Annotated in this window: 8 protein-coding genes and 1 pseudogene; all 9 read left to right on the top strand. The window is 65.1% G+C overall.

Features of this window, described 5'->3' with window-relative positions:
* Positions 1–19: 19 nt before the first annotated feature.
* Positions 20–1,636 (top strand): TIGR04028 family ABC transporter substrate-binding protein, encoded by a 1,617-nt coding sequence (locus tag QM470_RS06250; protein ID WP_283338869.1) that lies wholly within the window; start codon positions 20–22, stop codon positions 1,634–1,636.
* A 12-nt stretch (positions 1,637–1,648) separates the two neighbouring features.
* Complete coding sequence (locus QM470_RS06245) at positions 1,649–2,587, top strand: ABC transporter permease (protein ID WP_283338585.1); 939 nt, start codon at positions 1,649–1,651, stop codon at positions 2,585–2,587.
* Between the two features lie 4 nt (positions 2,588–2,591).
* Complete coding sequence (locus QM470_RS06240; RefSeq protein WP_283338584.1) at positions 2,592–3,572, top strand: ABC transporter permease; 981 nt, start codon at positions 2,592–2,594, stop codon at positions 3,570–3,572.
* Positions 3,569–5,326: a dipeptide ABC transporter ATP-binding protein gene (locus QM470_RS06235; protein ID WP_283338583.1), complete on the top strand. Its 1,758-nt coding sequence runs from the start codon at positions 3,569–3,571 to the stop codon at positions 5,324–5,326. The genes QM470_RS06240 and QM470_RS06235 overlap by 4 nt, the downstream gene beginning before the upstream one ends.
* The gene (locus tag QM470_RS06230; protein WP_349307059.1) at positions 5,265–6,347 is read left to right on the top strand and encodes a putative FMN-dependent luciferase-like monooxygenase; all 1,083 of its coding nucleotides are present in this window, start codon (positions 5,265–5,267) and stop codon (positions 6,345–6,347) included. The genes QM470_RS06235 and QM470_RS06230 overlap by 62 nt, the downstream gene beginning before the upstream one ends.
* A gap of 13 nt (positions 6,348–6,360) precedes the next feature.
* Positions 6,361–7,014: pseudogene (locus QM470_RS21400) on the top strand (CMD domain protein); the annotation flags it as partial.
* Positions 7,015–7,113: 99 nt separating this feature from the next.
* Complete coding sequence (locus QM470_RS21395) at positions 7,114–7,677, top strand: alkylhydroperoxidase domain protein (RefSeq protein WP_349307064.1); 564 nt, start codon at positions 7,114–7,116, stop codon at positions 7,675–7,677.
* Positions 7,678–8,289: 612 nt separating this feature from the next.
* Positions 8,290–10,011: a ShlB/FhaC/HecB family hemolysin secretion/activation protein gene (locus tag QM470_RS06220; protein WP_283338580.1), complete on the top strand. Its 1,722-nt coding sequence runs from the start codon at positions 8,290–8,292 to the stop codon at positions 10,009–10,011.
* 74 nt (positions 10,012–10,085) lie between these two features.
* Positions 10,086–12,590: two-partner secretion domain-containing protein (locus QM470_RS06215; protein ID WP_283338579.1), on the top strand; the 2,505-nt coding region annotated here is incomplete at its 3' end.

Below are 12,590 nucleotides of genomic sequence, written 5' to 3'. Positions count from 1 at the left end.
ATGGTGGTGGCTGGCAGCCATGGCTGCAGGGGTCTGGGTGGCGGGATGCTCCCAGCAAAGCGGCACTTCGGAGGGCGCATCGGCAGGTGCTGCCGTACAGGGCGGGGAGCTGGTCTACCTGGAGCAGCAGGCCCACACCAATCTGTACCCCCCGGCGGGCGGCTTCTATCCCAATGGTGGGGTGCTCAACCAGATCACCGACAAGCTGACCTACCAGGACCCGAAGACGCTGGAAATCCAACCCTGGATTGCCGAGTCCTGGACCATCAATGACCAGGCCACGGAGTTCACGTTCAAGCTGCGTTCCGGCGTGACGTTCTCGGACGGCACACCGCTGGATGCGGCGGCCGTGGCCAAGAACTTCGACACCTACGGTCTGGGCAACAAGGCCCTGAAGCTGCCGGTGTCCGAAGTGATCAACAACTACGAACGCAGCGAGGTGGTCGACCCGCTGACGGTGAAGTTCTACTTCAGCAAGCCGTCGCCGGGGTTCCTGCAGGGCACCTCGGTGATCGGCTCGGGCCTGGTGTCGCTGGCCACCCTGGCGCGGCCTTTTGAAGAGCTGGGGGATGCCACGCGCATCATCGGCTCCGGCCCCTTCGTGGTGGAGCGGGAGACGCTGGGCAAGGAGCTGCTGTTCAAGGCGCGTGCCGACTACAAGTGGGGCCCGGCCCAGCATGCGCACCAGGGCCGTGCACGGCTGGACAGCATCCGTCTGGTGGTGACGCCGGAGGACAGCGTGCGCATTGGCGCGCTGCTGTCGGGCCAGGCGGGCTTGATCCGCCAGGTGCAGGCCTATGACGAAAAGCGGGTGCAGGAGCAGAGCTTCCAGATCTATGCGCCGTCCACCCGCGGCGTGAACAACAGCATTGCCCTGCGGCCGGACAACGCCCTGGTGGCCGATCTGCGCGTGCGCCAGGCGCTGCTGCATGGGACGAACACCGCTGAAGTGGTACAGACCCTGTTCTCGGCCAACTACCCGCAGGCCACTTCGGTGATTGCCAAGTCCGCAGCCGGGTATGTGGACCTGTCGTCCGAGCTGAAGTTCGATCCGCAGCAGTCGCAACGCTTGCTGGACGAGGCCGGCTGGACCCTGGGCGCCAACGGCCTGCGCCAGAAGGACGGCCAGGAGCTGGTGCTGACGGCGTATGAATCTCTGCCACAGCCACAGAACAAGGAAACCCTGCAGCTGGTGGCCCAGCAGTGGGGCAAGCTGGGGGTCAAGCTCAATGTGCTGGCCGGTGATGCGGGCAGCAAGACGCTGGACAGCCTGGATCCGGCCAAGACACCGGTGGCGCCGGGCATGGTGGGACGCGCCGATCCGGATGTGATCAAGAGCAACTACTACCCCACGAACCGCAATGTGCTGCTGCAAAAAGGCGGTGTGAGCCAGAAGGTCAACAGCTTTGTGGACGACAAGCTCAATGGTCTGCTGGACGCGATTGCGGCCGAGACCGATGCCGCCAAGCGCCTGCAGCTCACCGGGGACGTGCAGCGCTATCTGATTGCGCAGGCCTATGTGATTCCGATCTTCGAGGAGCCCCAGGCCTTTGCCGGTGCCACGACGGTCAAGGATGTCGGGTTCGAGGCCGTGGGCCGACCCAGCTTCTATGCCACCTGGCTGGCCAAGCCCTAAGCGGAGGCGCGCATGACGGCATATCTGTTGCGGCGCACCGGCCAGGCCCTGCTGGTGCTGTGGGCGGCGTTCTCGGTCTCGTTCGTGCTGCTGCAGCTGATGCCGGGGGATGCGGTGCTGATCAAGTTCCTGAACCCCGATCTGGGGCTGGGGCCGGAGCAGATTGCCGATATCCAGGCTGCCTATGGCGCGGACCAGCCGGTCTGGCGCCAGTACCTGCACACCTTGGGGCAGTTTCTGACAGGCCATTTCGGCTATTCGCTGCAGGCCGGGGTACCGGTCAGCGAAGGGCTGGCCACCAACCTGCCACCCACGCTGCGCCTGGCGGCACTGGGGCTGGCCGCGGCACTGCTGCTGGCCCTGGGGCTGGCGCTGGCCGCCAGCGTGGTGCGGGTGCGGGCCGTGCGTGCGCTGCTGCAGTCGCTGCCCTCGCTGTTCGTGTCGATCCCGGTGTTCTGGCTGGGCATCATGCTGATCCAGTGGGTGTCGTTCCGCTGGGGTTGGGTGCCGGTGATCAATCCGGGGCCTTGGCAGGGGCTGATCCTGCCCACGCTGACGCTGGCCGTGCCCATTTCTGCGCCGTTGGCGCAGATCCTGATGCGCAACCTGGACGCCGCACTGGCCCAGCCCTATGTGGCCGTGGCACGGGCCAAGGGCGCCTCGCAGCTGCATGTGCTGCTGCGCCATGCCGCCCGCAACGCCTTGCTGCCGGTGCTGACCATGGCTGGCGTGCTGTTCGGCGAGCTGCTGGCCGGCGCCGTGGTGACCGAGGCGGTGTTCGGCCTCAACGGGTTGGGCAGCCTGACCCAACAGGCCGTGGGCAACCAGGACACGGCGGTATTGCAGGCCGTGGTCATGGTGTCTGCCGCGGCCTTTGTGACCATCAACCTGATCGTGGACCTGCTCTATCCCTGGCTGGATCCACGGCTTCGCCATACGGCAGGAGGCTGACGCGATGAATGCTTTGACACACAACGAAGGGCTGGCGCTGCGCGCACCGGCAGCGAATCCCTTGCAGGGCACCGTGCCGCAAGTTGCCGTGGCGGCCGCAGCGGCCACAGCGGCTACCGCGCCTGCTGCCCCCGCCCGTGCACGCCCATGGGCGCAGGGCCTTGGCCTGGGCTTGCTGCTGCAGCGTGCACGGCAGGTGCCGCTGGGCCTGTGGCTGGCCTGGACGGTGCTGGCCGTGGTGCTGCTGTGGGCCGTGGTGCCCGGCTGGTTCGGCAGCCACGACCCGCTGGTCGGGCTGGCGGGCCAGCAACTGCGCGCACCGGGTGCCGGCCATTGGCTGGGCACGGATGCGCTGGGGCGCGATGTCTGGGCCCGGGTGGTACACGGTGCCGTGCATTCGCTGTCCGGCGCGCTGGTGGCCGTGGGGGTGGGCCTGGTGGCCGGCACCGCGCTGGGCCTGATTGCGGGCGCCGTGGGCGGCCGCACCGACGAGGCGCTGATGCGGGTGGTGGATGTGCTGCTGGCCGTGCCGTCGCTGCTGCTGTCGCTGACCATCATCATCGTGCTGGGCTTTGGCACCGTGAATGCGGCCATTGCTGTCGGGGTGGCATCGGTGGCCAGTTTTGCGCGCCTGGTGCGCTCGGAAGTAGTGCGCGTGCGCCGCACGGAATATGTGGAAGCGGCCTTTGGCAGCGGCGGGCGCTTTGGTGCGGTGCTGTGGCGCCATGTGCTGCCCAACTCGCTGACTTCGGTGGTGGCGCTGGCGGCGCTGCAGTTCGGTACGGCGATTCTGGCCATCGCCACCCTGGGCTTTCTGGGCTATGGCGCACCGCCGCCCACGCCGGAATGGGGGCTGCTGATTGCCGAAGGGCGCAATTACCTGTCCACCGCCTGGTGGCTGACATCGGCCCCCGGGCTGGTGGTGGTGGCTGTGGTGCTGGCGGTCAACCGCATCAGCGTGTCGCTGTCAGGAGCACGCCCATGAGTGCCTGGCAAATCTGGCGCCAGCGCCTGCTGCGCACGGCAGCGGCAGAACCTGCCACCGTCACCGCGCCGATTCCGGCGGACGGTCCGTTGCTGGAAATCGACAACCTGCAGATCGCCTACAGGGAGGCGGACGGGCTGCGCACCGTGGTGCACGGCGTGTCGCTGAGCGTACGGGCCGGTGAGGTGGTGGCGCTGGTGGGGGAGTCCGGTTCCGGCAAATCCACCACGTCGCAGGCCGCGATCGGGCTGCTGCCGAACAACGGCCAGGTGGTGGGTGGCCGCATCCGCCTGCTGGGCGAGGACGTGACCCATGCCGGCGAGGCGCAATGGCGAAGCCTGCGCGGCCGGGTGGTCAGCCTGGTACCCCAGGACCCGACGGCCTCGCTCAACCCCGTGCGCACCGTGGGGGCCCAGGTGGCCGAGGTGTTGCAGCTGCACGGCTGGCGCGATGCCGCTGCTGTGGAACAGCAGGTGGTGGAGCTGCTGCGCAAGGTGGGCCTGTCGCGGCCGGAGCTGCGCTACCGCCAGTACCCGCACGAGCTGTCGGGCGGCATGAAGCAGCGTGTGCTGATTGCCATGGCCGTGGCGCTGAAGCCTGCGCTGATCATTGCCGATGAGCCCACCAGTGCCCTGGACGTGACCGTGCAGCGGCGCATTCTGGACCTGATCGACACCCTGCGCCGCGAGACCGGGACCGCCGTGCTGCTGGTTACCCACGATCTGGGGGTGGCGGCCGACCGGGCCCACCGCATCGTGGTGCTGCGCCAGGGGCGCGTGCAGGAAGCCGGTGAGACGCTGCAGGTGCTGCGCCAGCCGCAAAGCAGCTATGCGCGCCAGTTGCTGGCCGATGCACCGGCCCTGTCTACGCCGGTGCTGCGCACGGCAGAGCCGGACGATGCCGCGCCAGTGACCGATTGGGCGGTGCAGGTGCAAGAGGTCGCGCACCACTTTCCCGTGCCGGGCCAGCGCGAGCCGTTCAAGGCCGTGGACGGGGTGTCGTTCCAGGTGCGGCGCGGCAGCACCCATGCCATTGTGGGAGAGTCCGGTTCGGGCAAGACCACCACCATCCGCGCCCTGGTGGGGCTGCTGCGGCCCACGGCGGGGCAGATTCGCATTGCCGGAGAGGATGTGACTACGCTGCGCGGTGAGGCTTTGCGCCAGTTCCGCCGCAAGGTGCAACTGGTCTACCAGAACCCGTATGCCTCGCTGGATCCGCGCCAGACTGTGTGGAGCATTGTGGAAGAGCCGCTGCGCAACTTTGCGCCGCTGCCTGCCGCCGAGCGCCGCCAGCGCGTGCTGGCCACGCTGGAGCGGGTGGGGCTGGCGTCGGAGCTGCACCAGCGCCGCCCGCATGCCCTCTCAGGCGGCCAACGCCAGCGCGTGGCCATTGCCCGTGCCCTGGTGCTGCAACCCGAGGTGCTGGTACTGGACGAAGCCGTTTCCGCACTGGATGTGACGGTGCAGGCCCAGATCCTGCGCTTGCTGGAAACCCTGCAGCAGCAACTGCAGCTGACCTATGTATTTGTCACGCACGACCTGTCGGTGGTGCGCCAGATCGCCCACACCGTCTCCGTGCTGCAGCACGGCAAGGTGGTGGAGCAGGGCACGGTGGAGCAGGTGTTCCTGCATCCCCGCAGCCATTACACCCGTGAACTGATCGCCGCCATTCCCGGCACAAGGAGCATTGATTTTGTCCAATCCCACCACCTCCCCGAAGAAACGCCTGGGCTACTTCAGCCGCTTGCTGGATGACGCCTCTGCCGGTGAACGCTACCGCCTGGTGACCGAGCAGATCGCCCATGCCGAGGCACTGGGCTTCGAATCCGCCTGGGTTGCCCAGCACCATTTCCATGAACATGAAGGTGGACTGCCTTCGCCGCTGGTGTTTCTGGCCCATGTGGCGGCGCGCACCCAGCGCATCCGCCTGGGGACCGGCGTGGTGACGCTGAGCATGGAAAACGCCATCCGGGTGGCAGAAGATGCTGCGGTGCTGGACCTGCTGTCCGGTGGCCGCCTGGAAGTGGGGCTGGGAACGGGCGGTACGGCCGAATCGTTCGAAGCCTTTGGCGTGGGCAGCCAGGAGCGGGGCGCGGTCTATGGCCGCAATCTGGATGTGCTGCGTACCGCCTGGCGTGGTGATGCCTTGCAAGGTGGGGTGCGGGTCTACCCCGCGGCCCCCCATCTGCTGGGCCGTATCTGGCAGGCCACGTTCTCGGTGGAGGGCGGCCAGCGCGCCGGCGCGGCAGGCGAAGGCCTGATGCTGTCGCGTACCCAGCCCCGCCCGGACCATGCGCCCAAGCTGTCGCTGTCGGAAATCCAGAACCCCATCATCGATGCCTATCTGGCGGCGCTGCCGGCCGGGCAGGCCCCGCGCATTCTGGGTTCGCGCACGCTGCTGGTGGCCGACCGCCGTGAAGACGCGTTGCGCTGGGCGGAGACCGGGCTGCGCCGCCTGGCGGTGCGCCATGCCCATGCATCGGCCGGTCCGTTCCCGCGTGTGGACCCCCAGGCGCCCCTGGAGCGGCTGATCGAAGCCTATGACGTGCATCTGGGTACACCCGACGAGGTGATCGCCTCGCTGCAGGCCGATACGGCACTGGCGCGCACTACGGATCTGGTGTTCCAGGTGCATTCGATCGACCCGCCGCATGCGGCCATCCTGCGCTCGCTGGAGCTGACGGCCCGCATCGTGGCGCCTGCGCTGGGCTGGAGCGGCGGCACTGCTGCAGCGGCAGCGCCGGCCGGCGTTGAACGCGAATTGCAAGCGGCTTGAGAAAGGCAGAACCATGACAGAAATCGTGCATGCATCCGAAGCCGCACAGGCGGATATCGCGGCGGATACCCAGGGGGACACCCCTGTGGTCGCACAGGCGGCAACGTCGGATGTGATCGACCTGCTGGCCGGCATTGCGCCAGGCGACTGGCTGGACCAGTTGCGCCGGTCGCGTCCACAGACCCGTGAGCAGGCGCAAAAAAGCCATGATGCGCTGTTTGCACCGGTAGCCCCGGTGACGGGCCAGGTCAGTGCGGCGGAGCGCCATGCGGTGGCCGCCTTTGTGGCCTTGCTGCACCAGCAGGCGGCGGTGGCGGATTTCCATCTGCAGGCCCTGGAAGCCCTGGCGCCCACCTGGGCTCAGGCAGTGCGCCATGCTGCTGCCGTCGGCACGGTGCAAGGGCCTTACGGGCGCTTTCCCGAAGGGCCGCTGACGGTGGAAGACCGTGAAGGGCTGGAGCTGCACCTGTCCGATACGCTGCGCACCGTGCTGGGGGGGCGGCTCCATGCTGCCTTGCGGCACGCGCATTTCCTGGTGTTCCATCCACGAGACGCACAGCCGCAGCGCCTGCGTGCGCTGGAGGCTGCTGGCTGGTCGGCCGACGACATCGTGGTGCTGTCGCAGCTGGTGGCGTTCCTCAGCTTCCAGATCCGGGTGGTGGTGGGGCTAGGGGTGCTGTCGGCGCATTGGGGCACCACCGTGGCCGCTGCGGAACGCACCGGCGCACCGCAGGTGGCGCCTGTGCACGAAGAGGTGGTGCCGGGCATGGCCCCCGTCGTGTTCACCCAGGCTGAGCTGGACTGGCAGCCCTGGCTGGCGCCGCTGGACGAGGCTGCGTTGACGCACCGCCACTATGATGGACTGGTGGATGCGGTCCGCGCCAAGTCGCCGTATTTCCGCCTGCTGGCACGCGACCCGGACACCCTGGGCGCGCGCACCCGCACCGACAAGGACATTTTCTACAACCCCGAAGCCGGCCTGCCACGGGCCGAGCGGGAGCTGGCAGCGGCAGCCACGTCGCGCCACAACGGCTGCATCTATTGCGCTTCGGTGCACGCGCGCTTCGCCAGCCATTTCGCCCGCCGCCGCGAGGATGTGCAGCGCCTGCTGGATGAAGGCGTGCACGCCGATCTGGGCGCGCGCTGGAACGCCATCGTGGATGCCAGTGTGGCGTTGACGGACACCCCGTCCCGGTTCAACGCCTCCCATGTGGCCGCCCTGCGCGCTCAAGGGCTGGATGCACAGGCAGCAGCCGACCTGCTGCACGCGGCGGCCTTCTTCAACTGGGCCAACCGGCTGATGCTGTCGCTGGGGGAGCCCCGGTACTGAGCACATGACAGGGCCGCGGGAGGGGGCGCATGCTGCGACGCCTTGATTTTCCGCGCCTTCTGTAATTTGCCTATGCCCGCTACCCGTGCGGGTGCGCTGGCCCATCCCACACCCCGCTGTGTTCTGCACAGCGGGGTTTTTTGCATTGGGAGCGGTTGTGAGAGCTGGTGGCCGGAGCTGCCTGGTATCACGCTCCGCATGCATCTGGCGGTCCCAGGCCTCCCATTGCAGAAGTGCCCACCAGAGTCCGGCAGTGGCCTGGGCCGGAATCTGGTTGCCTGACAGGCCGTGCAGTGTGGGCGGTTGGCACCGTGCTTCCTCCGCAAAAACTGCGCGAAATACCTAAGTTTTGTGATTGCAAGGTCTTTTCGAAACGGGTGAACTCGGGGTGTCTGTAACCAAGGGTTACTTAAGAGCGCAAACGGTAACCACGTAGATGGGGAGACCGGATGCCGAGCAGCAGCAGGTTGGCGCATTGCACCACGGTGGTGCGGTGCGGCTTGGGTCATGTGCTGCTTGCGCGATGCACGATGCATGTGGGCAGCTCCTGGATATGGACGACGGACGTACAGAAAAAAGAAATCGTTATCCCGACAGGCACCAGAGGCTCCCTTGCAAGTTCTTCGTTTTACCCAGCGCGGCATGGTCATCACCGCCGCGATGCTGTGCATGCACACGTATGCACAGACCTCTTCGGAATTGCAGCAGGCCACGCAGGATGCGCAGCGGCAGCAGCAATTGCAGGCGCAGCGTCTTCAGGAACAGTTGGCCAGAGATCGGCTCAGCGCCTCTCCGCCGGCGCAGATCTCCATCACGCAGCCAGAGTCCAGCAGCAAGGACAACGGCGCATGCCGCGACATTCAGACGGTCCATGTGGATGGCGCCAGCCTGTTTTCACCAGCCGATCTGGACCGCATCACGCAGCCCTATCTGCAGCGCTGTCTGGGCGTCGGGCACATCGAGGCCCTGCTGAGTGACATCACCCGCGCGTATGTCCAAAAAGGCTGGGTGGGGGTGAGAGCCTATCTGCCGCAGCAGGACCTGAGCGAGGGGCGGCTGAAGATTCTGGTGGTGGAAGGCAAGCTGTCCAAGATCCGGGTGGAGGATGGTGGCAAAAACAGCATTTCGGTGGGAACCATCGCTCCGGGTCTGGAAGGTGCGCCGCTCAATATCCGTGACCTGGAGCAGGCGCTGGACCAGGCCAATCGCCTGGCCTCCAACAACGCCACGCTGGAAATGTTGCCGGGAAATACCCCGGGAGACAGCATTGTGGTGCTGCACAACAAGCCTACTTTTCCCTTGCACGCCTTGGTAAGCCTGGATAACCAAGGTTCCGAAAGTACCGGAGAATCCCAGGCCGGAGTGACGGTGTCGATCGACAATATCCTGGGTTTCAATGATTTTGTCAGCTACACCAAGCGCCGGACATTCCCTTTGGGTGACAAACAGCGTCTGAGTGAATCAGATTCGATGACGTACATCATTCCATTTGGATACACCACCCTCAGTATCAATGGCAGTGTTTCGCGTTATGCCAGCTCTTTTTCGACCGCCAGTGGCACGCGCCTGAAAAACAGTGGTGACACCGATAGTTATTCGATTCGGCTGGACCATGTCTTGTCGCGCGACGCGACCACGCGTTGGAATCTGTATTCCAACCTGACCGCCAAAGAATCCAAAAGCTATCTGGAAGACACGCTGTTGGAAGCGGCCAGCCGGAAAATGAGTGTTCTGGACGTGGGCGGCTCCGTCAATACGGTGGTGGCCGGTGGTTTTCTGTATCTGGACCTGGGTGTGTCGCAAGGTCTGAGATCTTTCGGTGCTTTGCGTGATGCCGATGGGCTGACCGCCAGCGATCCGCGTGCGCAGTTCAGGAAGTGGACATTCAGTGGGAATTTCTTCCGCCCATTCAAGGTGGGCGAGCAAGGGTTTGAATTCTCATCGCAATGGTCCTCCCAATATTCACACGATGTCCTGTACGGGTCCGAGCAGATGATGATCGGCAGCCTGTACTCGGTACGCGGCTTCAATCGCAGCTCGATTTCTGGGGACCATGGCTTTTTTGTCCGCAATGAAGTCGGGATGCGCCGCCCATTCGATCTGGCCGGTGTGACAGGAAGCGTCCGCCCCTGGCTGGGTCTGGATTACGGGCGGGTCTACAGCCGCAACGAAGGCGTACCCGAAGGGGCGCTGACTGGCTTGGCACTGGGTGTGCAATTCAATCTCCGCAACGGGATCAACGCAGACATTCAGGCCACCAAGCCTTTATCCAAGCCCAATTTCATGCAGTTTGATCCTTTCAAGGTATGGCTGCGCCTGAGTGCCAGTATCTGAGCCGCATTTTCTGCCGATCAATCCCCAACAAATAGCTCAGGCAGTCACCAGCACTGTGGGCATGGACGTACAAAATGAACAATAAAGCTTACCGCGTGATCTGGAGTGAAGAACTCTGTACCTATGTGGCTGTACCGGAGTTTGCCCGGGCATGCGGAAAACGCAGCAGCTCCGTGGTTTTGGCGGCTGCCAGCAGCCTGGCAGTCTTCTTCATGCAATCGGCAGCCGCCCAGGTGAGCGTGTCGTCAGGGAATACGCAGGCTTATTCGGGGCTCAATGGGGTGACGGTGGTGGATATTGCCACCGCCAATGCCAATGGTCTTTCCCACAACAAGTACAACCAGTTCAATGTGGATGCCAAGGGGTTGGTGCTGAACAACAATGCGCTGGCCTCACCGATCCAGTCCAATCTGGCGGGGCAGGTCGAGCGGAACATGAACCTCAATGCCGCGGCCAAGGTCATCCTGAACGAAGTGGTGATGCAAAATCGCTCCACGCTGCAAGGCTATATGGAGGTGGCGGGGACGCGTGCGGATGTGATTGTGGCCAACCCCTGGGGTATTACCTGCAGCGGCTGCGGATTCATCAATACCGACCGGGCCATGCTGACCACAGGCACACCGAATATTGCGCAGGATGGCAGTATTTCCAGTTTCAGAACCAACCAGGGCGATATTCTGATCAATGGCCGTGGCCTGAATGGCAACAGCGTCAATATCCTGGATATCGTGGCGCGCTCGGTGGTGCTGGACGGGCAGGTCAATGCCAACGACCTCAAGCTGGTGGTGGGTAATAATGAATTCAGCTATGCCACCCGTGTGGCCAATGCGGTCACCGCCTCCGGTGCACCGACCGTGGCATATGCCATTGACTCCACCATTCTAGGTGGGGCCTATGCCAACAAGATCGACATCATTGCCACCGAGCAGGGCGTGGGCGTGCGCATGCTGGGGGATGTGGCTGCGACCGGCAGCGACTTCACATTGACCGCGGCAGGCAAGATCGAGCTGCAGTCCAACATCAGTGCAGCGCGCAACGCTGCCATCACCAGCACCGCCAGCGGCACAGATGCTATTTACAGCCAGGGGGCTAGCCTGAGTGCTGGCCAGAACCTGAATCTCAGCGCCACAGCCGGTCAGGTGCATCTGAGCGAAGGTGCCCTCCATGCGGGACAGGATCTGCAGATCAGCGCCAAGGCGCTGGCCGACACCGCTTCTGCCGAGGCCAAGCGCTTTGCCAGCCGCAACCAGACCTGGCAGATCGAAGACCATGCCGACATCAACGGAGGACAGGTCGGTGCTGGTGCACGCCTGGATGTGACCGTGGGCAGTCTGGCCGTGGGGGACAAGGGCACCTCGCTCTACAGCGGCAGTGACGCTGCAGCTGCAGACCGCAGCCTGCAGCTGACCGCCACGCAGGGGGACCTCCAGCTGGGCTCTGCCTCCCTGGTCTCGCCGGGCGCATTGAGCGTGGAAGCGACCGCCGGCGAGATCACCGTTGGCGCAGCAGGCCGCATCCATGCCACCGCGCAACTGGATCTGAGTGCAGGCACGGCCATCCGCAACCAGGGCCAGATACTGGGCGCCACCCAGATCCATGTGCGCGCAACAGATGCCGCGACACTGCTGGACAACAGCGGGACGCTCCAGGCATCTGGCGACCTGGTTTTGGGCAATGCGGGGCAGATTGTTGACTTGAACAACAGCGGTACCCTGCTGACGGGTGCTTCCCTGCAGATTGAGGGCGGCCACCTCAGCAACACCGGCAGGGTGCAGGCGACCGATGCGACGACCATCCGGGCGGTCAGCCTGGACAACAATGCGCCTTCCGCAGCATGGCTGCTCTCGACCGAGAGCGGGCAGGCGGGCAGCATCCGCCTCAGTGAAGGGCTGAGCAACCAGGGCTCGCTGCAATCCGCGGGGGAGCTGTCCGTCGTTGCCGATGGTGCGATTCACAACAGCGGCAACCTGTCGGTCGCAGACGATGCTGCCTATGCGCTGACCCTGACGGGGAACACCCTGCACAACAGCGGCAACATCGTGGGCTCCGGCACCACGACGCTGACAGGCACGGCCACCAGCGGTGTTGCCATTACCAACAGTGGCCAGATCCACACCACGGGCGAGCAACTGTCCTTGGCCACCGGAGGTGGCGCCATCGAGAACACCGGCAGCGGCAAGATTCTGGCCGACCAGGCGCTGACCCTGTCCAACGCAGCCGCCAATGCCGAGCTGACCAACGCAGGCCTGATCCAGAGCCTGGGCGCCATGGCGCTGGGCCAGGCGGGCCACACCTTCAACCTGCACAACAACGGTGCGGACAGCACCGTGCTGAGCAACAGCACCCTGGCCATCAGCGGCGGCAGCATCACCAACAGCGGCACGCTGCAAGCCAAGAACGGCAGCACCATCACGGCTGCCAGCCTGGTCAACAACGCCGGTGCGGCGCTGACCACCTCCACAGCAGCGGGCGCTGACGGCAGCATCACCCTCGACGGTGACTTCACCAACGCCGGCACGGTGCAGTCCGCAGGAGGGCTGAACGTCAGCGCAGCCGACCACACCATCACCAACAGCGGT

This window comes from Comamonas sp. 17RB (assembly GCF_030056555.1).
Lineage (GTDB): Bacteria > Pseudomonadota > Gammaproteobacteria > Burkholderiales > Burkholderiaceae_C > Comamonas > Comamonas terrigena.
Note: the sequence above shows the minus strand (reverse complement) of the source record. Positions and strands in the feature narration are given on the sequence as shown.

What these genes read in the sequence shown, in the direction of transcription:
- QM470_RS06235 (WP_283338583.1), top strand. Translation starts at nt 3,569, where the DNA reads ATGAGTGCCTGGCAAATCTGGCGCCAGCGCCTGCTGCGCACGGCAGCG.
- QM470_RS06245 (WP_283338585.1), top strand. Translation starts at nt 1,649, where the DNA reads ATGACGGCATATCTGTTGCGGCGCACCGGCCAGGCCCTGCTGGTGCTG.
- QM470_RS06250 (WP_283338869.1), top strand. Translation starts at nt 20, where the DNA reads ATGGCTGCAGGGGTCTGGGTGGCGGGATGCTCCCAGCAAAGCGGCACT.
- QM470_RS06240 (WP_283338584.1), top strand. Translation starts at nt 2,592, where the DNA reads ATGAATGCTTTGACACACAACGAAGGGCTGGCGCTGCGCGCACCGGCA.
- QM470_RS21395 (WP_349307064.1), top strand. Translation starts at nt 7,114, where the DNA reads ATGGCCCCCGTCGTGTTCACCCAGGCTGAGCTGGACTGGCAGCCCTGG.